21 protein-coding genes are annotated in these 21507 nt (G+C 71.6%); 10 read left to right on the plus strand and 11 right to left on the minus strand.

Features of this window, described 5'->3' with window-relative positions; translation table 11 throughout:
- Positions 1-21: 21 nt before the first annotated feature.
- From ACSHXN_RS18820 to ACSHXN_RS18830, 3 genes are all read right to left on the minus strand, one after another.
- The gene (locus tag ACSHXN_RS18820) at positions 22-513 is read right to left on the minus strand and encodes an EamA/RhaT family transporter (RefSeq protein ID WP_355131012.1); all 492 of its coding nucleotides are present in this window, start codon (positions 511-513) and stop codon (positions 22-24) included.
- A 46-nt stretch (positions 514-559) separates the two neighbouring features.
- Positions 560-847, minus strand: coding sequence for an SH3 domain-containing protein (locus ACSHXN_RS18825; RefSeq protein ID WP_355131014.1), 288 nt, complete (start codon positions 845-847; stop codon positions 560-562).
- A gap of 79 nt (positions 848-926) precedes the next feature.
- Complete coding sequence (locus tag ACSHXN_RS18830; RefSeq protein ID WP_355131016.1) at positions 927-1247, minus strand: SH3 domain-containing protein; 321 nt, start codon at positions 1245-1247, stop codon at positions 927-929.
- A 179-nt stretch (positions 1248-1426) separates the two neighbouring features.
- On the opposite strand from ACSHXN_RS18830, the gene ACSHXN_RS18835 reads away from it, so the two are divergent.
- Positions 1427-3511: a serine/threonine-protein kinase gene (locus ACSHXN_RS18835; RefSeq protein WP_438303393.1), complete on the plus strand. Its 2085-nt coding sequence runs from the start codon at positions 1427-1429 to the stop codon at positions 3509-3511.
- Between the two features lie 48 nt (positions 3512-3559).
- On the opposite strand, the gene ilvD is transcribed toward ACSHXN_RS18835, so the two are convergent.
- From ilvD to ACSHXN_RS18855, 4 genes are all read right to left on the minus strand, one after another.
- Positions 3560-5413, minus strand: a complete 1854-nt coding sequence (gene ilvD / locus ACSHXN_RS18840) for a dihydroxy-acid dehydratase (protein WP_355131020.1) — start codon at positions 5411-5413, stop codon at positions 3560-3562.
- Between the two features lie 148 nt (positions 5414-5561).
- Entirely contained in the window at positions 5562-6191 is a 630-nt protein-coding gene (locus ACSHXN_RS18845) for a TetR/AcrR family transcriptional regulator (protein WP_355131022.1), read from the minus strand.
- 16 nt (positions 6192-6207) lie between these two features.
- A complete protein-coding gene (locus ACSHXN_RS18850) occupies positions 6208-7032 on the minus strand; it encodes a sugar phosphate isomerase/epimerase family protein (protein WP_355131024.1) in 825 nt (274 codons plus the stop codon).
- Positions 7033-7337: 305 nt separating this feature from the next.
- On the minus strand, positions 7338-8270 hold the full coding sequence (locus ACSHXN_RS18855) for a Ppx/GppA phosphatase family protein (RefSeq protein WP_355131026.1): 933 nt from the start codon (positions 8268-8270) through the stop codon (positions 7338-7340).
- 71 nt (positions 8271-8341) lie between these two features.
- Between ACSHXN_RS18855 and ACSHXN_RS18860 the strand changes: the two genes are divergently transcribed.
- Positions 8342-9181, plus strand: coding sequence for a hypothetical protein (locus tag ACSHXN_RS18860; RefSeq protein ID WP_355131028.1), 840 nt, complete (start codon positions 8342-8344; stop codon positions 9179-9181).
- 42 nt (positions 9182-9223) lie between these two features.
- Here the strand turns inward: ACSHXN_RS18860 and ACSHXN_RS18865 are convergent, their stop codons facing one another.
- On the minus strand, positions 9224-10963 hold the full coding sequence (locus tag ACSHXN_RS18865) for a BACON domain-containing protein (protein ID WP_438303395.1): 1740 nt from the start codon (positions 10961-10963) through the stop codon (positions 9224-9226).
- Between the two features lie 369 nt (positions 10964-11332).
- On the opposite strand from ACSHXN_RS18865, the gene radA reads away from it, so the two are divergent.
- From radA to ACSHXN_RS18880, 3 genes are all read left to right on the plus strand, one after another.
- Complete coding sequence (gene radA / locus ACSHXN_RS18870; protein WP_355131031.1) at positions 11333-12742, plus strand: DNA repair protein RadA; 1410 nt, start codon at positions 11333-11335, stop codon at positions 12740-12742.
- A gap of 82 nt (positions 12743-12824) precedes the next feature.
- Positions 12825-13949: a DNA integrity scanning diadenylate cyclase DisA gene (disA, locus tag ACSHXN_RS18875; RefSeq protein ID WP_355131033.1), complete on the plus strand. Its 1125-nt coding sequence runs from the start codon at positions 12825-12827 to the stop codon at positions 13947-13949.
- Between the two features lie 122 nt (positions 13950-14071).
- On the plus strand, positions 14072-14431 hold the full coding sequence (locus ACSHXN_RS18880) for a DUF6204 family protein (protein WP_355131035.1): 360 nt from the start codon (positions 14072-14074) through the stop codon (positions 14429-14431).
- Positions 14432-14438: 7 nt separating this feature from the next.
- On the opposite strand, the gene ACSHXN_RS18885 is transcribed toward ACSHXN_RS18880, so the two are convergent.
- Positions 14439-15251 (minus strand): hypothetical protein, encoded by an 813-nt coding sequence (locus ACSHXN_RS18885; protein WP_355131037.1) that lies wholly within the window; start codon positions 15249-15251, stop codon positions 14439-14441.
- Positions 15252-15894: 643 nt separating this feature from the next.
- Between ACSHXN_RS18885 and ACSHXN_RS18890 the strand changes: the two genes are divergently transcribed.
- The 5 genes from ACSHXN_RS18890 to cseC all read left to right on the plus strand — a co-directional run bounded on the left by ACSHXN_RS18890 (position 15895) and on the right by cseC (position 20493).
- Positions 15895-16845 carry an A/G-specific adenine glycosylase gene (locus tag ACSHXN_RS18890; RefSeq protein ID WP_438303396.1) on the plus strand — a complete coding sequence of 317 codons (951 nt, stop codon included), beginning with the start codon at positions 15895-15897 and terminating at the stop codon, positions 16843-16845.
- Positions 16846-17238: 393 nt separating this feature from the next.
- Positions 17239-17778, plus strand: coding sequence for a SigE family RNA polymerase sigma factor (locus ACSHXN_RS18895; protein ID WP_059132318.1), 540 nt, complete (start codon positions 17239-17241; stop codon positions 17776-17778).
- A 50-nt stretch (positions 17779-17828) separates the two neighbouring features.
- Complete coding sequence (locus ACSHXN_RS18900) at positions 17829-18431, plus strand: hypothetical protein (RefSeq protein ID WP_438303397.1); 603 nt, start codon at positions 17829-17831, stop codon at positions 18429-18431.
- A 9-nt stretch (positions 18432-18440) separates the two neighbouring features.
- Entirely contained in the window at positions 18441-19145 is a 705-nt protein-coding gene (gene cseB / locus ACSHXN_RS18905; RefSeq protein WP_355131043.1) for a two-component system response regulator CseB, read from the plus strand.
- Positions 19146-19152: 7 nt separating this feature from the next.
- On the plus strand, positions 19153-20493 hold the full coding sequence (gene cseC / locus ACSHXN_RS18910) for a two-component system sensor histidine kinase CseC (RefSeq protein ID WP_355131045.1): 1341 nt from the start codon (positions 19153-19155) through the stop codon (positions 20491-20493).
- A 37-nt stretch (positions 20494-20530) separates the two neighbouring features.
- On the opposite strand, the gene ACSHXN_RS18915 is transcribed toward cseC, so the two are convergent.
- Both ACSHXN_RS18915 and ACSHXN_RS18920 read right to left on the minus strand, forming a co-directional pair.
- The gene (locus tag ACSHXN_RS18915) at positions 20531-20974 is read right to left on the minus strand and encodes a VOC family protein (protein ID WP_383354098.1); all 444 of its coding nucleotides are present in this window, start codon (positions 20972-20974) and stop codon (positions 20531-20533) included.
- A 58-nt stretch (positions 20975-21032) separates the two neighbouring features.
- The gene (locus tag ACSHXN_RS18920) at positions 21033-21455 is read right to left on the minus strand and encodes a helix-turn-helix transcriptional regulator (protein WP_355131337.1); all 423 of its coding nucleotides are present in this window, start codon (positions 21453-21455) and stop codon (positions 21033-21035) included.
- Positions 21456-21507: the final 52 nt, after the last annotated feature.

Genomic DNA, 21507 nt, shown 5'->3' on the forward strand with positions numbered 1-21507 from the left:
GAGCAGGTGACGCCCGACGGGTCAGGAACGGCGCTTGCGCGACGGGTTGCCCGTGCGCCGGGACGACCGCTTCTCGTGCTCGGCGCGGGCCTTCTCGTACTCGTCCCGGTGCAGCTTCTCACCGGGGGCCTCGGTCAGGGAGCGGAGGAAGTACGCGAGCAGGGAGCCGACGAAACCGATGGCCAGCAGACCGCGGAGCGATGCCTGGCGCTCCGGGTCGGGACGCCGGCTGAAGGACCCCCAGGTGTGGTTGAAGGCCAGTGCGCTGCACGCCGCGAACATCAGCACGACCAGCACGGTCACCGCCGAGCCGATGTCGGCGATCTCCAGGCCCTGGTAGGCGAAGCGCAGCACGAGGCAGGACACGGCGGCGGCCACGAGCGAGCCGGCGGACACGGCCGCACGGCGGGCCGCGTAGCCGTCGTCGTGGTTCAGCCAGGTCGTGCCGAAGAAACGCAGGGACTCGGGGCGGGGGCCCTTGGGCGTGTCCGGGGTGCCGTTCTCGTCGCTCACGCGTCGATTATCACTCCGGGCGCGGGAGGGCCCCCACCCTTTGCAGTCAGCCGCAACGCACGGCGACGTATCCGTCGCTTCCTGTGTTCACGTAGGCGTCGGAGACGTACTGGCCGCTGTCGATGTTGTCCCAGATGTTCGACGTGCCGTAGTAACCCGACACCGTCGTACCCGGCGACTGGCAGAAGATCGCGACCTTGGCGCCCGCCGGCAACTGGCCCACGACGCTGTAGCCCGTACCCGGACCACTGCGGACATTGAGCTGGACGCCCGGGGCGACGGGGTAGTAGCGCAGTGCGTCGGCCGTGGCAGAAGCCGGAGACCCCAAGGCCATGAGGAAGGCTCCGGTGGCTCCGGCCAGGAGGAGGAACCTTCGTCTCCCAGATGTCATGCGTACCCTCTCGATTCCGGATTCAGGCGCAGCGCGAGGCTATGTAGCCGTCGCTGCCGGTGTGCACGTAGGTGTCCGAGACGTATTCGCCGTTGCTGACGTTGTCCCAGATGTTCGACGTGCCGTAGTAGCCCGACACCGTCGTACCCGGCGACTGGCAGTAGACCGGGACCTGCGCGCCCTCGGCCAGGACACGGACGATGGGGTAACCGGTACCCGGACCGCTGCGGACGTTGAGCCGAACACCCGGTGCCACCGCGTAGTAGCGCACGGCCGCGGCCTTCGTGACGGCCTCGGCCGAGTCGACGCCGCCCTCGGCCTCTTCAACACGGTCAACAGACATGGAAAACCTCCCCCGTTGGACCCCATGAATGCCATGGGGTCCCGTTGATTCCCTTGAATCACGCCGTGAAACACACGTATGCAATTCGCACGCGGAGGCTAGCAAGCCGCCTCTGTCTCGTACGAGTCATCGACTAGGCTCCGTGCGACGCGCGCGAAAGAACAGCACGGGGGTGGTCCATGTCGCCACAGCGCAACACCGGACCGGGCCCGGAAGCGGAACTTCCCGAGTACGCCGGGCACTACCGCCTGGAGTCCTGCCTGGGCTCCGGGGGCATGGGCGTGGTGCACCTGGCCCGGGGCACCACGGGGATGAAGCTCGCGGTGAAGGTCGTGCACGCCGACTTCGCCAAGGACCCCGAGTTCAGAGGCCGCTTCCGGCAGGAGGTGGCCGCGGCCCGCAGGGTGAGCGGTGCCTTCACCGCGCCGGTCGTCGACGCCGACCCGGAGGCCGAACGGCCGTGGATGGCCACGCTGTACATCCCCGGCCCGACCCTGTCGGATCATGTGAAGCGGAACGGCCCCATGCCCGCGGCGCAGTTGCGTCGGCTGATGGCGGGCCTCGCCGAGGCGCTGCGCGACATCCACCGTGTCGGAGTCGTGCACCGCGATCTCAAGCCGAGCAACGTCCTGCTCGCCGAGGACGGGCCGAAGGTCATCGACTTCGGCATCTCCCGGCCGAAGGACAGCGAGCTGCGGACCGAGACCGGCAAGTTGATCGGCACCCCTCCCTTCATGGCTCCCGAGCAGTTCCGGCGGCCCCGTGAAGTCGGGTCCGCAGCCGATGTTTTCGCCCTCGGGTCCGTGATCGTGCACGCGGCGACGGGCCGCGGCCCGTTCGACTCGGACAGCCCGTACGTCGTCGCGTACCAGGTCGTGCACGACGACCCGGACCTGACCGGTGTGCCGAAGGATCTCGCGCCACTGGTGCTGCGATGCCTCGCGAAGGAGCCCGAGGACCGACCCACCCCCGACGAGCTGATGCGGGAACTGAGGTCGACTGCGGCCTCGTACGACACGCAGGCGTTCATACCGGCACCACGGACCGTCGAGACGCCGGGTCCCGAGCCCGTGGCCGAGAAGCCGAAGCGGCGTTCCGCGTTCCGCAGGCGGACGGCCGTGGCGATGGGAGCGCTCGTCCTGCTCGCGGGCAGCACCTTCGCCGCCGCCCACATGCTCGACGACGGCCGCCCCACGGCTGCCCGGACCGGTCCTCGGACCACGACGTCCGACTTCACACCGTGGGAGGCGAAGCCGGTGTCCGACGGATCGGGGGCGCCTCGCTGTTCGTATGGAGAAAGGAAACTGCTCTGCGCGCAGGGCGACACGGTCTTCGCCCTCTCCCCCTCCGACGGCACCCTGCTGTGGCGGCGCTCCCTCAGCGAGGGCGGTCCGCAAGGACCTCCCGTCCTGTCGGGTGGGCTCGTGCATCTGACGAGAACCGACGACCGGCCCTCGGAGGCACTGGATCCCGGCTCGGGGCGGACCCGCTGGAAGCAGCGAGTGCCGGCGCAGAGCGCACTTGAGTACGTCGGCGGCATGTTGCTGCTCAGCCGAGCTGACGGAGCGGTAACCGGCGTGGACAGCGCCACGGGCGAGACGACGTGGACCCGGCACATCCGGAGCTACACCCTGCCGTCCCTCTCCTCGTTCGCCGGGGACCCACTGGCGTACGCCACCAGTACCTCCGACGACGGCACACACACGCAGGTCACCGCTCTGGATCCCGGCACGGGTGCCGTGCGCTGGGAGGCGCGGCTGAAGGGGAACCTGGAGCCCGTCGGAGCGCGGGACGGATCGGTCCTCCTCCTGTCCATCGGGAAGTTCCAGGACGCAGAGGCCGTCGTCCGCTACGCCCCGGACTCCGAGGTGACGCGTCGGGTGCCTCTGGCCGGCCGCCCCTTGGAGGTCCAGGCAACCGTGCAGGGGAACGTCGTCTATCTCCTGGCGTCAGGCGGTTCACTGGTGGCCGTCGACATCGAAGCGGGCAAGGAACTGTGGCGCCTCGAGACGAACGTGAGCCTCGGATCGGCGCCGGTCGCCGACGGCACCCATGTGTACCTGACCGCCGCCGACGGACGGCTGCTTGCCGTCGACGCTCACGACGGAAGACTCGTCGGGCAGACCCCGCCGAGGATGGGTACGGACTCGGACAAGGTCGCGGCGGACCTGACCCGGCCCGTGATCACCGACCGCCACGTCTACGCCTCCGCCCCCGACGGCACCGTCTTCGCCGTGGACGGACGCGATCCGTCGCGCTGGTGACATGGCGAAGGGCCGCCCCCGAGGGGGCGGCCCTTCGGCAGTGAGCCCTCAGCCCAGCTTGCTCACATCCCGCACAGCGCCCTTGTCCGCGCTCGTCGCCATCGCGGCGTAGGCGCGGAGCGCGGCCGAGACCTTGCGGTCGCGGTTCGCGGGGGCGTAGACGCCGTCCAGGGCGTCACGGCGGGTGGTCAGCTCCTCGTCGGACACGAGGAGTTCGATCGTGCGATTCGGGATGTCGATACGGATCCGGTCGCCGTCCCGGACCAGGGCGATGGTGCCGCCCGAGGCCGCCTCCGGGGACGCGTGGCCGATCGACAGACCCGACGTGCCGCCGGAGAAGCGGCCGTCGGTGATCAGCGCGCAGGCCTTCCCGAGGCCCCGGCCCTTCAGGTACGAGGTCGGGTACAGCATCTCCTGCATGCCCGGGCCGCCCTTCGGGCCCTCGTACCGGATGACGACGACGTCACCCTCCTTGACCTGCTGGGTCAGGATCTTCTGAACGGCCTCCTCCTGCGACTCGCAGACGACCGCGGGCCCCTCGAAGGTCCAGATCGACTCGTCGACACCCGCCGTCTTGACCACAGCGCCGTCGACCGCGAGGTTGCCCCTGAGGACCGCCAGACCGCCGTCCTTGGAGTAGGCGTGCTCGGCCGAGCGAATGCAGCCGCCCTCCGCGTCCTCGTCCAGGGACTCCCAGCGCTCCGACTGGGAGAACGCCTCGGCGGAACGCACACAGCCGGGCGCCGCGTGCCACAGCTCCACCGCCTCCTGGGAGGGGGAGCCGCCGCGGACGTCCCAGGTCTTGAGCCAGTCCGCGAGGGACGGGCTGTGGACCGCGTGGACGTCCTCGTTCAGCAGGCCCGCGCGGTGCAGCTCGCCGAGGAGGGCCGGGATGCCGCCGGCGCGGTGCACGTCCTCCATGTAGTACGTGCGGTCCTTGGCGACGTTCGGGGCCACCTTCGCCAGGCAGGGCACCCGGCGCGAGACCTCGTCGATCTCCGTCAGGCCGAACGTCACGCCGGCCTCCTGGGCCGCCGCCAGCAGGTGCAGGATCGTGTTGGTGGAACCGCCCATCGCGATGTCGAGCGCCATCGCGTTCTCGAAGGCGGAGAACGTGGCGATGTTGCGGGGCAGGACCGTCTCGTCGTCGTGCTCGTAGTAGCGGCGGGTGAGGTCCATCACGGTGCGGGCCGCGTCCTCGTACAGCGCCCGGCGGGCGGTGTGGGTGGCGAGGACCGAGCCGTTGCCCGGCAGGGACAGTCCGATGGCCTCGGTCAGGCAGTTCATCGAGTTGGCCGTGAACATGCCGGAACAGGAGCCGCACGTCGGACAGGCGTTCTCCTCGATACGGAGGATGTCCTCGTCGGAGATCTTGTCGTTGGCGGCGTCGGCGATCGCGTCGATCAGGTCGAGGGTGCGGACCGTGCCGTCGACCAGGGTGGCGCGGCCGGACTCCATCGGGCCGCCGGAGACGAAGACCGTCGGGATGTTCAGGCGCAGGGCCGCCATCAGCATGCCCGGGGTGATCTTGTCGCAGTTGGAGATGCAGACCAGGGCGTCGGCGCAGTGTGCCTCGACCATGTACTCCACGCTGTCCGCGATCAGGTCGCGCGAGGGGAGGGAGTAGAGCATGCCTCCGTGGCCCATGGCGATGCCGTCGTCGACCGCGATGGTGTTGAACTCGCGCGGGATGCCGCCCGCCTCCCTGATCGCCTCGCTGACGATCCGGCCGACCGGCTGGAGGTGGGTGTGGCCCGGCACGAACTCCGTGAAGGAGTTGGCGACGGCGATGATCGGCTTCCGTCCGATGTCCGCACCGGGTACACCGGAGGCCCGCATAAGGGCGCGGGCGCCCGCCATGTTGCGGCCGTGGGTGACTGTGCGGGACCTCAGCTCGGGCATCGTCGCTCGTTCCTTCGGAGAGTTCTGACTTCTGTCGAGCGTACGCCGGTGCTCCAAGGGCCGGACTGAAGTGTCCGGAATACGGGATGCGCGTCTCGGTCGACCGGGGCCCGGTGCACCCCCTGCGCCGGGGTGCGCCGAGCGCGCGTCAGGGGTTGGTCAGATGGCCCTGCACGACCGGAGCCACCCGCGCCACCAGTTGTTCCAGATCCGCGGACGCCAGCGGCTCCACCTTGATCACGTATCGCAGCATCGCGAGCCCCACCAGTTGCGCGGCCGCCAGTTCGGCGCGCAGCTCCGGGTCCGGGACGTCGAGCCGGCCCGCGATGCGCCTCAGCAGCTGTGCGGCGACCAGACGGCGGAAGACGGCGGCCGCCGTGTCGTTGTTCACGGCCGACCTGACGATCGCCAGCAGCGGCGTACGGGTCGTGGGGTTCTCCCAGATGCCGAGGATGAAGCGGGTCAGCCGTTCGCCGACGCCCTCCGGCGGCCCGTCCGCGAACGCCTCGGGCGCCTCCAGGGCGGGCGCGAAGGCGACCTCGATGGCGGCCTCGAAGACCTGTTCCTTGGTGCCGAAGTAGTGGTGCACCAGGGCGGAGTCCACCCCGGCCGCCTTGGCGATGCCGCGCACGGAGGTCTTCTCGTAGCCGCGCTCGGAGAACTCCTCGCGGGCCGACTCCAGGATGCGGTCACGGGTGGCGGGCGCCGCCGCCGTCTCCGTACGACTGGGCCGTCCCCTGCCGCGGCGCACGCGTCCCGCTCCGGTCGCCTCGGTCACCGGCCGAGCACCTCGCTCATCCTCGGGGCACCTTCACGGCCGACGCCAGGTGCAGACGCGTGAAGGCGAGGGCCTCGGCGAGGTCGGCCTCGCGCTCGGCGGCCGACATGGCCCGGCGGGTGTTGACCTCGATGACGACGTGCCCGTCGAAGCCGGTGAGCGCGAGGCGCTCGAGGACCTCCGCACACGGCTGGACACCGCGGCCGGGGACCAGGTGCTCGTCCTTGTTGGAACCGTTGCCGTCGGCGAGGTGGACGTGGCCGAGGCGCTCGCCCATGCGGTCGAGCATCTCCAGGGCGTCGGTGCGGGCCGTCGCGGTGTGGCTGAGATCGATGGTGAAGTGACGGTAGTCGTCCCTCGTCACGTCCCAGTCGGGGGCGTACGCGAGCATCTCGCGGTCGCGGTAGCGCCAGGGATACATGTTCTCGACGGCGAACCGCACATCGGTCTCGTTCGCCATGCGCCAGACGCCGTCGACGAAGTCGCGGGCGTACTGCCGCTGCCACCGGAAGGGCGGGTGGACGACGACCGTGCCGGCGCCGAGCCGCTCCGCGGCCGCGCGGGCCCGCTGCAGCTTGATCCACGGATCGGTGGACCACACACGTTGCGTGATCAGCAGACAGGGGGCGTGGACGGCGAGAACGGGGATCCGGTGGTAGTCGCTGAGCCGGCGCAGCGCATCGATGTCCTGGCTGACGGGATCGGTCCACACCATGATCTCGACCCCGTCGTACCCGAGGCGCGCCGCGATCTCGAAGGCCGTCGCGGTCGACTCCGGATAGACGGAGGCCGTCGACAGGGCGACCTTCGCATCCGGGATGCGCACCACTGGATCTGCCACGAGGGACAGGGTACGGGGCGGCGCATTGACATGGAGGGCCGCTCGGGGGCCGGGGGACTGTGGGAAGGCGCACAGCGGCCGGATGTCGCCGCTGCCCGTACCGTGCGCCCCTCGGGCGCTCCGGCCGGACCGCCCGAGGGCATCAAGAGCGGAGACGGCGGGAACCCTTCGCCGGCCCGAAGTCCTGCCGGCGGGCTCCCCTCGGCCGCCCCGGCTTCGGGCGGACAACGGGAGCCGGCCGACCGGTCCAGGCCGTCGGCACATGCTCGAAGCGGTCCACGCCGCCGGCACATGCTCGAAGCGGTCTACGCCGCCGGCATGTGGTCGAGCCGCCGCAGGATCACGCCCTCCCGGAGGGCCCACGGACAGATCTCGACGGTCTCCACCCCGAACAGGTCCATCGCGCCCTCGGCGACCAGCGCCCCGGCGAGGAGCTGGCCCGCACGGCCGTCGGAGACGCCCGGGAGGTCCGCGCGCTCCTCGGCCGTCATCCCGGCGAGCCGCGGTACCCACGCCTCCAGGGACTGCCGCTTCAGATCACGCTGCACATACAGGCCCTCGGCGGACCGGGCCGCCCCGGCGAGACGGGCGAGCTGCTTGAACGTCTTGGACGTGGCCACCACATGGTCGGGCGCACCGAAGCGGCTGAACTCGCCGACGGTCCGCGCGATCTCGGTCCGCACATGGCGGCGCAGCGCCTTCACATCGGCCGGGTCCGGCGGATCGCCCGGCAGCCAGCCCGCCGTGAGCCGCCCGGCCCCCAGCGGCAGCGACACCGCGGCGTCGGGCTCCTCGTCGATTCCGTAGGCGATCTCCAGCGAGCCGCCGCCGATGTCGAGGACCAGCAGCTTGCCCGCCGACCAGCCGAACCAGCGGCGGGCGGCGAGAAAGGTCAGCCGCGCCTCCTCCTCGCCCGTCAGCACCTGCAGCTCGACACCGGTGGCGTCCTTGACCCGGGCCAGGACCTCGTCCACGTTGCTGGCCTCGCGCACCGCGGAGGTCGCGAACGGCAGGATCTCCACGACACCTTTGTCCTCGGCCGCCTGGAGGGCGTCGAGGATCACCGCGATGAGCTTGTCCACACCGTCATGTCCGATGGCCCCGCCGCCGTCGAGGAGTTGGGCGAGCCGCAGATCGGCCTTGTGCGAGTGCGCGGGCAGCGGGCGCGCGCCCGGGTGGGCATCCACCACCAGCAGATGCACCGTGTTCGAACCCACGTCGAGGACACCGAGTCTCATGTACGGAACGCTACTGCCAGTGCGACGGTCCGCCGTCCCCGATGCGGGCCGGAGCCACTTACCCTGGATGCGTGCCAAAGACGAAAAAGGCGAAGTCCGACAAATCCTCCAAGGGCTCGAAGGATTCGCAGGCGAAGGCGTCCAGGAAGGTCCCGAAGGTGAGCGATGAGAAGGGACTCGACTTCGCACGCGCATGGGTGGAGTTTCCGGATCCGGCCGACAACGAGCAGGTCTTCCGGTGCGATCTGACATGGCTGACCTCTCGCTGGAACTGCATCTTCGGGAGCGGCTGCCAGGGCATCCAGGCGGGCCGCGCGGATGACGGGTGCTGCACGCTCGGCGCGCACTTCTCGGACGAGGACGACGAGAAGCGGGTGGCCGAGCACGTGGCACGACTCACGCCGGAGATCTGGCAGAACCATGACGTGGGCATGGAGACCGGCTGGGTCGCGGAGGACGACGAGGGCTCCCGGCAGACCCGGCCCTACCAGGGATCGTGCATCTTCCAGAACCGGCCCGGGTTCCCCGGCGGCGCCGGCTGCTCGCTGCACATCCTCGCGCTGCGGGAGGGCCGCGAACCGCTGGAGACCAAACCGGACGTCTGCTGGCAGCTGCCGGTCCGGCGGACGTACCAGTGGATCGAACGACCCGACGACACCCGGGTGCTCCAGGTGTCCATCGGCGAGTACGACCGCCGTGGCTGGGGTCCGGGCGGCCACGACCTGCACTGGTGGTGCACCTCGGCCACATCGGCGCACGGCGCGGGCGACCCGGTGTACGTCTCGTACCGGGCCGAGCTGACCGAGATGATGGGCAAGGCGGGGTACGACCGGCTGGCCGAACTGTGCGAACAGCGTCTGGCCTCGCAGTTGCCGCTGGTGGCGCCGCACCCCGCGGATCCGCTGGGCTGAGGCCGGCGGCCCGTCGCCCCGCTCACCCACGGTGACGGGCGTCTAGGAGGACGGGCTCGGCATGCCGCTGTCGGTGGGCGGCGGCGGGGTCGAGGCCGGAGGGTCGGTGGGCGTCGGATCCGTGGAGGACGGGGGATCCGACGGGGTCGGCTCGCTCGTCGTGGGGTCCGGGTCGCTCGACGGCGGATCGCTCGGCGGGGGGACGGACGGCCCCGGGGGATCCGGGGTGGGGCGGGGTCCGGGCGGGCCCGCGGTCCCGTACCCGTCGATCGTGACCACCGCGCCCGCGGGGGCCACGGCCACGCGGGCGTGCCAGGAGCCGGCGGGCTCGCGGAGATGGTCCACGTGCACTCGGACAGTGAACGATTCTCCTGGCGCGAGCGTGCCGGAAGACCGGTTCATGTAGAGCCAGGAGGCCTTCGTGGACACGGACCAGCGAACCGGCGCGTCGCCGGACGCCGTCAGCGTGATGAGGGTGGTGGTGCCGTCGCTGTGGGCGGCCACCTTCAGCTGTCCCTCGCCTGGCGCGCCCTTCCTCACCCCGATGACCTCGACCGAGACGTCCGGCGCACGGCCGTCCCTGCCGAAGGGCGCGCCGGGCCGCGCGCTGGCGTTGCCCGCGTTCTCGTAGCCGCCGTCGCCCTCGCCGCCGAGGGTGTCGGTGCCGTGCGCCTCCCGCGCGGTGGCCGGGCGTCCGTCGGCCCCCTCACCGGTGAGGGGGCCGCGGTAGGCGGCCCACAGGGCGATGACGGGGGCCGCGATCACGGTGGCGACCACGGTCGTCGTGACGGCACGCGCGCGCAGGCGGTCGCGGCGGGCCGCGTGGTCCTTGGGGTCCATGGGGAAGCCGCGCCGGTCGAAGCGGGGAGCGCCGCCCCGCGTGCGGGCAGTGTGTGCCACCGCGGCACGAAGGGCGGCGCGGGGCGCCTCGAGGACGGGGAGCGCCGCGGGCGTCACGCTCGTGCCGGGCCAACCGCCGGGCGCCGCGCGCTCTGCGGTACGGCGGCAGCGCGGGCAGTCGTCGACGTGCCGGACGAGTTCACGGCGCAGGGTGGCGCTGAGCACCAGGCGGTGGTCGCCGGTGAGGCGGGCGACGCTCGGACAGGTGCCGGTCTCGACGACGGCGAGGGCGGCGCGGGTGCGCTCGACCTCGCAGGCGGCGGAGGCGAGGAGTTCCCGGGCGACGGCGAGGTCCATGCCGAGGACGGCGGCGACCTCCGCAGCGGCGAGCCGATGGCGTACGGCGAGCTCCAGCGCCTCGCGCTGCTCCGGGGTGGTGCCTGCGGCCTCCGGCCAGGCGAGCCGGGCGAGCTCCCGGCGGCGCTCCTCCTCGGTCTCCTCGGAGACGGGCGCGGCGCCGATCGCCTCGGCGGCGCGCCGGTCGGCGGAGTCCTTGTGCCCGCGGGGTCCGCCGTCGCGCCCGACGGCATGGCCGGGCTGTCGGCGCCGCCGCGCCTCGGCGAGCCGGCGCAGACAGGACCAGCGGGCCAGGGCGTACAGCCAGGCCCGGCAGTCGTCGGAGGACTGCGGAGCGCGCGTGCCGCGGCGCTCGGCGAGCGCCAGCGCGTCCGCCAGGGCTGCGGTCGCCGCGTCGTGATCGCACAACACGGACAGGCAGTACGTGAACAAGCCGTCCAGGTGGGCGTCGTAAGGCCCGGGCGGCCGCTGTGCCGGGGTGCGCGTGTGCGCCCCGCGAGGCGCCCTGCCCCGCTTGCGCGAGTCCCTTCGCGCCGGGTGCGCGCCGCCGGCGTGTGTGGAGGTCTCCGGCCTGCTGCTCATCACCTGTGCGACCGTAGGCGCCCACAGGTGGCGCCTTCTTCCTCCTTGAGCACTTTTACTCCGTACGGGTGAAACGATCCCTCATACAGGGACCGGAATGGCCTATTCCGCGACGGCGGACCCGTCGGCGGACCGGTGCGCAGACATGCCGTGCGGCAGGCCCCTCGGGGACGACCTGCGTCACATCCGAGCCCGCCGCGCCCCTCGGCACGCCGTGACGTGCGACGCGCCGAGTACGGGTCGCGGTGGTCGGGTCGCGGTGGTCGGGTCGGCGCCTGCGGGTGCGGGATCCGTCGCCGTCCACCCGGCCCTGCCGAGGGGGGCGACCCGGCGGTGCCCGCGATGTCAGAGGGCCCCGCTACGGTTCCGTCCATGGCTGCCCGTACGAAGACCACCAAGGACCGGCCGTCCTATCGCTGCACCGAGTGCGGCTGGCAGACGGCCAAATGGCTCGGCCGCTGCCCCGAGTGCCAGGCCTGGGGCACGATCGAGGAGTACGGCACGCCCGCCGTGCGGACGACGGCGCCGGGCCGGGTGACGAGTTCCGCGCTGCCCATCGGCCAGGTCGACGGACGGCGGGCGACCGCCCGCAGCACCGGCGTGCCCGAACTGGACCGCGTCCTCGGCGGCGGACTCGTGCCCGGCGCGGTCGTGCTGCTCGCCGGCGAGCCCGGGGTCGGCAAGTCCACGCTCCTGCTCGACGTCGCGGCCAAGGCGGCGAGCGACGAGCACCGCACGCTGTATGTGACCGGCGAGGAGTCGGCGAGCCAGGTGCGCCTGCGCGCCGACCGCATCGGGGCCATCGACGACCACCTCTACCTCGCCGCGGAGACCGATCTCGCCGCGGTCCTCGGTCACTTGGACGCGGTCAAGCCCTCGCTGCTGATCCTCGACTCGGTACAGACCGTCGCCTCCCCCGAGATCGACGGTGCGCCCGGCGGCATGGCCCAGGTGCGCGAGGTGGCCGGAGCACTCATCCGCGCCTCCAAGGAACGCGGCATGTCCACCCTGCTCGTGGGCCATGTCACCAAGGACGGGGCGATCGCGGGCCCGCGACTGCTCGAGCACCTGGTGGACGTCGTGCTGCACTTCGAGGGAGACCGGCACGCGCGCCTGCGCCTCGTCCGCGGCGTCAAGAACCGCTACGGCGCGACGGACGAGGTCGGCTGCTTCGAGCTGCACGACGAGGGCATCACCGGCCTCGCCGACCCCAGCGGCCTCTTCCTGACCCGCCGGGACGAGCCGGTCCCCGGCACCTGCCTGACCGTCACGCTGGAGGGCCGCCGGCCCCTGGTGGCGGAGGTCCAGGCGCTGACCGTCGACTCGCAGATCCCCTCCCCGCGGCGCACGACGTCCGGCTTGGAGACCTCACGCGTCTCGATGATGCTGGCCGTCCTGGAGCAGCGGGGCCGCATCAGCGCCCTGGGCAAGCGGGACATCTACTCCGCGACCGTCGGCGGGGTGAAACTCTCCGAGCCGGCCGCCGACCTGGCGGTGGCCCTGGCCCTGGCGAGCGCCGCGAGCGACACCCCCCTGCCGAAGAACCTGGTGGCGATCGGCGAAGTGGGACTCGCGGGCGAGGTCAGACGGGTCACCGGGGTCCAGCGGCGACTGGCCGAAGCACACCGTCTGGGGTTCACGCACGCGCTCGTACCGGGCGATCCCGGAAAGGTCCCACCCGGCATGAAGGTGCTGGAAGTGGGGGACATAGGGGACGCCCTGCGGGTCCTTCCGCGCTCCCGTCGCCGAGAGGCCCCGCGGGAGGAGGAGGACCGCCGGTAGACTTTGCCCTGGTCTCGCCCGTCCGTACGAACCGAGTGTGCGACACGGGAGCGCCTGAAGAACCTGCGACCGGAGGAGTGCAGTGGCAGCCAACGACCGGGCGGCAGCTCCCGGAAAGTCCGGCGGGAGCTCCGGTACCGAGGGCCTGATGCGCGCTTCGCTGAGCGCCGTGGCGCCCGGCACGGCCCTGCGTGACGGCCTCGAGCGCGTCCTCCGGGGCAACACCGGCGGCCTCATCGTGCTCGGCTCGGACAGGACCGTCGAGACGATGTGCACGGGCGGTTTTGTCCTCGATGTCGAGTTCACGGCCACCCGGCTCCGGGAGCTCTGCAAGCTGGACGGGGCCCTCGTCCTCTCCTCGGACCTGTCGAAGATCCTGCGGGCCGGTGTGCAGCTGGTGCCGGACCCGACGATCCCCACGGAGGAGACCGGCACCCGCCACCGCACCGCGGACCGGGTGAGCAAGCAGGTCGGCTTCCCCGTGGTCTCCGTGTCCCAGTCGATGCGCCTGATCGCGCTGTACGTCGACGGGCAGCGCCGGGTCCTGGAGGACTCGGCGGCGATCCTGTCCCGCGCGAACCAGGCCCTGGCCACCCTGGAGCGGTACAAGCTCCGCCTGGACGAGGTGGCGGGCACGCTGTCCGCGCTGGAGATCGAGGACCTGGTGACGGTCCGGGACGTCTCGGCGGTGTCCCAGCGACTGGAAATGGTCCGCCGTATCGCCACCGAAATCGCCGAATACGTGGTCGAACTCGGCACGGACGGCCGCCTTCTCGCCCTGCAACTGGACGAGTTGATCGCCGGGGTGGAACCCGAGCGGGAGCTGGTGGTGCGCGACTACGTACCGGAGCCCACCGCGAAGCGCTCCCGCACGGTGGAGGAGGCGCTCTCCGAGCTGGACGCGCTGACCCACGCCGAGCTTCTCGAACTGCCCACGGTGGCCCGCGCCTTGGGGTACACCGGTTCCCCCGAGACCCTGGACTCTGCGGTGTCTCCCCGTGGTTTCCGTCTGCTGGCGAAGGTCCCGCGGCTGCCCGGCGCCATCATCGAGCGCCTGGTGGAGCACTTCGGCGGCCTGCAGAAGCTGCTCGCGGCGAGTGTGGACGACCTGCAGACGGTGGACGGCGTCGGCGAGGCCCGGGCCCGCAGTGTGCGCGAGGGGCTGTCGCGCCTCGCGGAGTCGTCCATCCTCGAGCGTTACGTCTAGCCTGCGGCCGCACGGCGCCCACCGGCAGCCCGCACGTTCCCGCGACGGCCCCGCCCCGAGGTTCGGCGGCCGGCCGGAAAACCCGGTGGAGACGCACCGCGCACCGCGTCTACGTTCGAGGGATGAGCACTCGCACCTTCCGTGTCACGGTCCGCGGCGTCTTCGACGGACTCGACGACGGACAACGAGCAGAACTCCTCGCACAAGCCGCGGAGCACGACGTGCTGCGCGCGGCCTTCACCCCGGAGGGCCACCTCAGCTACGACATGGCCGCCCGCCCCGCCTTCACCTTCCGGTTCCTGGACTCGGGTGAGGCCGAGGAGGACATCCTGACCGCGACGGAACGCGCCGAGAAGTCCGCCAGGGCCTGGCTCGACGAACACGGCTACGGCTACAAGAGCCTCCGCTCCAAGGCCGAGGACCTCTCCCAGGCACCGCTCGGCAAGCGCCGCCGCAGGGCGATGAACCGGTCGTCGTCCTGACCCGCGCTCAGTCCTTCGAGAGCACGAACGAGGTCTGGGCCTTCGGGAACCCGGAGGCCCGAGCCTCCACGAGGTAGGTGCCCGCCGAAGCCGAACCGGCCGGTGGCGTCGCACAGTTCGGGGCGCTGGACTTGCGGTCCCACTTCACCGTGTACGTCACCTCGTTGTTCGCGGGCACACGGAACAGCACGCTCCCGGATCCGCTCGGACAGTCGGCCGAGGACCAGACGCCGTCGTCGCTGCCGGTCTGGGTGATGGTCAACACCGCGTTCTTGGGGCCGAGATCGACCTTGCAGTCGCTTCCGGAGGAGTTCTTGGCGATCAGCTCGAACGTGGGGGTCTCGCCGGGGGCGTAGGAGTTGCGGGAGCTCTTCAGCGTCAACTGCACGGATCCCGGTGAACAGTTGGGCAGCGAGGAACCCGAACCGGCGGGCAGCTGACCACCGGTGGAACCGCCGCCGCCCGAGCCCCCGTCCGATCCGCCGGACCCGGCGCCCGCTCCACCGGAGTCCCCGGACCCCGAGCCACCGGACCCCGAGCCACCGGACGACTCGTCCGAACCCCCACCGCCGCTCGACTCGTCCCGCCCGCCCGGGTGTTGGCTGATCGCCGGCCCGCTGCCCGAAGGGCCCGGCGTGATGGAGGACGTGGGGTGCTTGCCGTTGGACCCGTCCGCGCCGTTCTTGCCGCCGCCACCGCCGGAGGTGACCACCCACGCGACGAGCAGCGCCAACAGGGCCAGCACGGACAGCAGTACGGCCCTCCGTCGCCAGTAGATGGAGGAGGGAAGCGGCCCGACCGGATTGCGCAGAGATCCCACGGCGCAAACTGTACGAGAGATCCGCCGCGGGCCTTGCGCCACCCGCCCCATAAACCCAACTTTCCCATGATCATTACGTGTCGTGGGACAGTGGGGCGTACGTCCGCACCGGGCCCGGGCACTCTCCGTGCGTCGGGAGCGGTGACGGCGTACCCGGCGACAGGCCGCCGGCCCGGAGCCCGTGCGCGACCACGAACAGCGGGCAGCGGGCAGCGGGCAGCGGGCAGCGGGACGGCACCTCCCGGCACGACGGCCGCACACGCAGTGGGAGAAACCCGGCTCGGGCACGGCACCCGCACCGGCCGGACAGCCCACAACCGCCACCCGCGCCACCGAACCTCCACCGCACCACGGCCGCACACGAGGACGAGGCGACCGCACGACGGCCCGGCCCCCGAACCTGCCGGCAGGCCCATCCCGCCCACCCCGCCGAACCGCCTCGCGCCGCCCGGACGACCCGGCCCCCGAACCGGCCCTCATCCCCGGACGGACCACGGCCACCGGGGTCATCTCCGAACACCCGTACCCAAGGGGTACAGGTGCGCTCCATCCCGCCATCACGGGGGCGCCCACCGACACAACCACTCCGACCCGGCCCGGTCGCCCACCGCGCCGCCCCTCCCGTGGCAGGATCGACAGCGTCATGACTGCACCCACCACCCCCACTCCCCCCCCCGCCCAGACCGACGACACCTCCGACGCCCCCACCGGCCGAGCCCCCGGCGGGGCACTGCACGGCCCGGTCATCGCCTGGTTCGACGAGCATGCCCGCGATCTCCCCTGGCGGCGCTCCGAGGCCGGACCGTGGGGCGTGATGGTCAGTGAGTTCATGCTGCAGCAGACGCCGGTCAACCGCGTGCTGCCCGTCTACGAGCAGTGGCTCATCCGCTGGCCGCGCCCGGCCGACCTGGCCAAGGAACCACCCGGCGAGGCCGTCCGCGCCTGGGGCCGCCTGGGCTATCCGCGTCGCGCCCTGCGCCTGCACGGCGCCGCCGTGGCCATAACGGAACGGCACGGCGGCGACGTACCGACCGAACACGCCCAGCTGCTGGCCCTGCCCGGCATCGGTGAGTACACGGCCGCGGCCGTGGCCTCCTTCGCCTATGGACAGCGCCATGCGGTCCTGGACACCAATGTGCGCCGCGTGCTCGCCCGCGCGGTCACCGGCATGCAGTACCCGCCCAACGCCACCACCGCCGCCGAGCGCAGGCTCGCCCGTGAGCTCCTGCCCGAGGACGAGCGCACGGCGTCCCGCTGGGCGGCCGCGTCCATGGAACTGGGCGCGCTGATCTGCACCGCGAAGAACGAGGCCTGCCACCGCTGCCCGATCGCCGCGCAGTGCGCCTGGCAGCTGGCCGGGAAGCCGGAGCACGACGGTCCCCCGCGCCGCGGCCAGACGTACGCGGGGACGGACCGTCAGGTGCGCGGACGGCTGCTGGCCGTGCTGCGCGAGGCCGTCACCCCGGTCCCTCAGTCGATCCTCGACCGGGTCTGGGACGAGCCGGTGCAGCGGGCCCGTGCCCTGGACGGCCTGGTGTCCGACGGACTGGTGGAGCCGCTGCCCGGCGGTCTCTACCGTCTTCCGCTCACCTGACCCCGTACCGTCCGGGCGCGCGCCTCATCCGCCGCGCCCGGACGGTCCACCCGCGTCCGGCACTCGACCGCTCCACCGCCGTCGGCGCGCCATGTCACGTCGCCCGCCTCGCCACATCACCGCTGTCTTACACCTCCAAGGTGGACAATTCACCCCATAACCTCCCCAACTGCCCGCCGGCCCAACGCTGTTCCCCCGTCCGTTACACAACCGACGGACAGCCGAGGGCTCTCCGCAGGCTGCCTCGCACAACCCCGTGACAACTCCTCCGTAGCTTCATAGACATGCCGCCGAAAGGGCGGCACACGGACGACACGGGTTGAGCAGAACCGGCACCCGGCTGTGGGACGCAGCCGATGGAGACGTCGGACACGGGGAACGGAGGCGGTTGGAATGGCGCAGGGCGAGGTGCTCGAGTTCGAGGAGTACGTCCGTACCCGGCAGGACGCGCTGCTGCGCAGCGCCCGCCGGCTGGTTCCCGACCCGACCGACGCGCAGGACCTGCTGCAGACGGCGCTGGTGCGCACCTACGGCCGCTGGGACGGCATCGCCGACAAGCGTCTGGCGGACGCCTATCTGCGCCGCGTCATGATCAACACACGTACCGAGTGGTGGCGCGCCCGCCGGCTCGAGGAGGTCCCCACCGAGCAGCTCCCGGACGCGTCCGTCGACGACTCCACCGAGCAGCACGCCGACCGGGCCCTGCTGATGGACGTCCTGAAGGTGCTCGCTCCGAAGCAGCGCAGTGTCGTCGTGCTGCGACACTGGGAGCAGATGTCCACGGAGGAGACGGCCGCCGCTCTCGGCATGTCGGCCGGTACCGTCAAGAGCACGCTGCACCGGGCGCTCGCCCGGCTCCGGGAGGAGCTGGAGGCGCGCGATCTGGACGCACGCGCACTGGAGCGTGAGGAGCGGGAGCGTTGCGCGGCCTAGACACGGGCGTCATGGAGCCCGGAAGAGCCCGGAGAGCGACGATCGCGGCAATGGCCGCGATCGCCGCCGTCGGGCTTTTCGTCTCCGGCTGCGCAACCGGCGGCACCGGAGCCCGGGACGAGGGTCCGGCGGGCAGCGACGCGGTGGTCCCGAGCGCCGCTCCCTCCCCCTCCGCCTCCCGCTCCCCGGCCGCCAAGGAGCCGACGCGGCTGGACGTCGTGCGGATGGTCAAGGCCGACCCCAAGGTCGCGAAGGCGGTCAAGGACGACCTGAAGCCGTGTGTGGCCGACGAGTACCCGATCGACGTGTCCTACGGCGACCTGACCCGCGGTACCGCGAACGACATCGTGGTCAACGTGATGACCTGCGGCGACGCCGTCGGCGTCGGCTCGTATGTGTACCGCATGGAGAACCGCGGGTACCAGAATGTGTTCAAGGCCGAGGAGCCGCCGGTCTACGCCGAGATAGACCGTGGAGACCTGGTGGTGACCCAGCAGATCTACGAGAAGAGCGACCCGGTGTCGTATCCCTCCAGCGAGGATGTGATCACGTACAGCTGGAGGGGCAACCACTTCGCCTTCGTGACCAGCACACGCAACGAGTACAGCAATGCGGTGGGCGACGGCGACACGCCGGCCCCCGCCGGGAACTGAGAGCAGCGGATGGCAGAGCAGACCCACGTCCTGTTCGTCGAGGACGACGACGTCATCCGCGAGGCCACCCAACTCGCCCTGGAACGGGACGGCTTCGCGGTCACCGCCATGCCCGACGGACTGTCCGGCCTGGAGGCCTTCCGCACCCGCCGCCCGGACATCGCCCTGCTGGACGTGATGGTCCCCGGTCTGGACGGCGTCAGCCTGTGCCGCCGCATCCGCGACGAGTCGACCGTGCCGGTGATCATGGTGTCCGCCCGCGCCGACTCGATCGACGTCGTGCTCGGGCTGGAGGCCGGAGCCGACGACTATGTGACCAAGCCGTTCGACGGCGCCGTGCTGGTCGCACGCATCCGCGCCGTGCTGCGCCGGTTCGGGCACGCGAGCGGCGCCGACCGCGGGTCCGACGGCACATCGGCACAGGACGGCGGGATGCTCAGCTTCGGTGAGCTGGAGATCGACACCGAGGGCATGGAGGTACGGCGCTCGGGGCAGCCGGTGGCACTCACGCCGACCGAGATGCGGTTGCTGCTGGAGTTCTCGTCGGCGCCCGGCACGGTGCTCTCGCGCGACAAGCTGCTGGAACGCGTCTGGGACTACGGCTGGGGCGGTGACACCCGGGTCGTCGACGTCCATGTGCAGCGGCTGCGCACAAAGATCGGCCAAGACCGGATCGAGACGGTCCGGGGCTTCGGCTACAAGCTGAAGGCCTGAGCAGGGGATGCGCGGTTCACTTCGACGCCTGATCCCGGACGACGCCATACGGACGGGCCTCAGATGGAAGCTCAGTGCGGCGATCGCCCTGGTCGGCGCGCTGGTGGCGATAGCGCTGAGCCTGGTCGTGCACAATGCGGCGCGCGTCTCGATGCTCGACAACTCGCGCGATCTCGCCGACGAACGCATCCAGGTGGCCCAGCGGATGTACGAATCCGGGCGCGCCCAGTCCTTCGGGGTCAAGGTCGACGACCCGGCCATCCCGCGGGACCTGCTGGAGAAGGTGGCCGAGGGCCGGCGTGCCACCTACGTCTCCGAGGGCCCTCACGGTGTGCCGGACATCTGGGCCGCGGTACCGCTCAAGGACGGGCGGGTGCTGTCCCTGCACACCCGCTTCACCGACCGCAGCGCCGATGTGATGAAGGACCTCGACCAGGCGCTGTTCATCGGATCCATCGCGGTCGTCCTCGGCGGCTCGGCGCTCGGTGTGCTCATCGGCGGGCAGTTGTCCGGGCGGCTGCGCAAGGCGGCGGCCGCGGCGAACCGGGTGGCCGCGGGGGAGACCGACGTCCGTGTCCGGGACGCCATCGGCGGAGTCGTACGTGACGAGACCGACGATCTGGCGCGCGCGGTGGACGCGATGGCGGACGCACTCCAGCAGCGTCTGGAGGCGGAGCGCCGGGTCACGGCGGACATCGCCCACGAGCTGCGTACGCCCGTCACGGGCCTGCTCACCGCGGCGGAGCTCCTTCCGCCGGGGCGCCCCACCGAGCTGGTGCTGGACCGCGCACAGGCGATGCGCACCCTGGTGGAGGACGTCCTGGAGGTGGCCCGGCTGGACGGGGCCTCCGAGCGGGCCGAACTGCACGACATCATGCTCGGCGAGTTCGTGGCCCGGCGGGTGGCGGCGAAGGACCCGGACGCCGAGGTCCGGGTGATCCACGAGTCGGAGGTCACCACGGACCCGCGCCGTCTGGAGCGTGTGCTGTTCAACCTGCTGGCGAACGCGGCCCGGCACGGCAAGCCGCCGATCGAGGTTTCGGTCGAGGGCCGGGTGATCCGGGTCCGGGACCACGGCACGGGCTTCCCTGAGGAACTGCTCTCGGACGGTCCGCAGCGCTTCCGCACGGGCCGCGCGGACCGCTCGGGCACCGGCTACGGCCTGGGGCTGACGATCGCGGCGGGCCAGGCGCGGGTGCTGGGCGCGCGCCTGACCTTCCGCAACATCCGGCCCACCGGAGCCCCGGAGCACATGGCGGCCGAGGGCGCGGTCGCCGTGCTCTGGCTGCCGGAGCACGCGCCGACGAACACCGGCAGCTTCCCGATGCTGCCGCTGTCCGGAGGCTGACACACCCACCGGGCTGCGGCGGACCTCGCGGGCGCCGTCAGGCCCAGTCCTTGTCCATGTCGAGGCCACCCTCCCGGCGCTGGGTGAAGGAGAACCAGTTGCCGGAGTCGTCCCGGAAGAGCGCCTCGGTGCCGTACGGCCGCTCCTGCGGTTCCTGGAGGAACTCCACGCCGCGGTCCTTGAGCCTCTTGTAGTCACCGTGGATGTCGTCGGTGGCCAGCACCCCGGCGCCGAGCGCGCCCTTGGCCACGAGCTTCTTCATCATCTCGGCGGACTCGGGGTCCATCGCGGGCGGACCGGGCACCATGAGCGTCAACTCGACATCGGGCTGGTCGGGGGCGCCGACCGTGATCCAGCGCATGCCGCCCTCCCCCATGGTCATGTCCGCGCGGACCTCGAGGCCGAGCTTCTGCGTGTAGAACTCCTTGGCCCGGTCCTGGTCGAGGACCCAGACGGTCGTGATGGCGAGGCCTTTGATCATGGCATGCTCCCGAAGGCGGGTGGTTTCTTCTGCGCCCCCACGGTAGGCACCGGGGGCGTCAGGGCGCTTCTCCGGAATTGCGGTCCCGCGCGCCGGGCCCGGGACGGAACCCTCCGGCCCAGAGCATCGCGTAGCAGCCCGGTATGAGCGCGGCCCCGCGGTCCACGTGCTTGGTCCGGTACTCGCTGGGGGTGAGGCCCGTCCAGGCCTTGAAACGGGCGGAGAACGTGCCGACGCTGCTGAATCCCACGAGGTGGCAGATCTCGGTCACGGTCAGGTTCGCGGTGCGCAGAAGGTCCTCGGCCCGCTCGATCCGCCGGTGCGTCAGATACTGGCCGGGCGTCTCGCCGTACGCCGCCTTGAACGCCCGGATGAAGTGATACCTCGAATACCCGGCATGCGCGGCGACGGCGTCGAGATCCAGGTCCGGATCGGCCCAGTCCCGGTCCATCGCGTCCTTGGCGAGCCGTAGCTGCCGCATCCTGTCCACGGCTTCGATGCTGCCACGGAGCACCGACATCGCCTCGTGCGCG

Source organism: Streptomyces sp. HUAS TT11 (genome assembly GCF_051553595.1).
Taxonomy (GTDB): domain Bacteria; phylum Actinomycetota; class Actinomycetes; order Streptomycetales; family Streptomycetaceae; genus Streptomyces.

Excerpts from the sequence above, each read along its gene's own strand:
- ACSHXN_RS18825 (WP_355131014.1), bottom strand. The coding sequence starts at position 847 with ATGGCCTTGGGGTCTCCGGCTTCTGCCACGGCCGACGCACTGCGCTAC.
- ACSHXN_RS18830 (WP_355131016.1), bottom strand. The coding sequence starts at position 1,247 with ATGTCTGTTGACCGTGTTGAAGAGGCCGAGGGCGGCGTCGACTCGGCC.
- ACSHXN_RS18835 (WP_438303393.1), top strand. The coding sequence starts at position 1,427 with ATGTCGCCACAGCGCAACACCGGACCGGGCCCGGAAGCGGAACTTCCC.
- ilvD (WP_355131020.1), bottom strand. The coding sequence starts at position 5,413 with ATGCCCGAGCTGAGGTCCCGCACAGTCACCCACGGCCGCAACATGGCG.
- ACSHXN_RS18855 (WP_355131026.1), bottom strand. The coding sequence starts at position 8,270 with ATGAGACTCGGTGTCCTCGACGTGGGTTCGAACACGGTGCATCTGCTG.
- radA (WP_355131031.1), top strand. The coding sequence starts at position 11,333 with ATGGCTGCCCGTACGAAGACCACCAAGGACCGGCCGTCCTATCGCTGC.
- ACSHXN_RS18880 (WP_355131035.1), top strand. The coding sequence starts at position 14,072 with ATGAGCACTCGCACCTTCCGTGTCACGGTCCGCGGCGTCTTCGACGGA.
- ACSHXN_RS18890 (WP_438303396.1), top strand. The coding sequence starts at position 15,895 with ATGACTGCACCCACCACCCCCACTCCCCCCCCCGCCCAGACCGACGAC.
- ACSHXN_RS18895 (WP_059132318.1), top strand. The coding sequence starts at position 17,239 with ATGGCGCAGGGCGAGGTGCTCGAGTTCGAGGAGTACGTCCGTACCCGG.
- ACSHXN_RS18900 (WP_438303397.1), top strand. The coding sequence starts at position 17,829 with ATGGCCGCGATCGCCGCCGTCGGGCTTTTCGTCTCCGGCTGCGCAACC.
- cseB (WP_355131043.1), top strand. The coding sequence starts at position 18,441 with ATGGCAGAGCAGACCCACGTCCTGTTCGTCGAGGACGACGACGTCATC.
- cseC (WP_355131045.1), top strand. The coding sequence starts at position 19,153 with ATGCGCGGTTCACTTCGACGCCTGATCCCGGACGACGCCATACGGACG.
- ACSHXN_RS18915 (WP_383354098.1), bottom strand. The coding sequence starts at position 20,974 with ATGATCAAAGGCCTCGCCATCACGACCGTCTGGGTCCTCGACCAGGAC.
- ACSHXN_RS18920 (WP_355131337.1), bottom strand. The coding sequence starts at position 21,455 with ATGCGGCAGCTACGGCTCGCCAAGGACGCGATGGACCGGGACTGGGCC.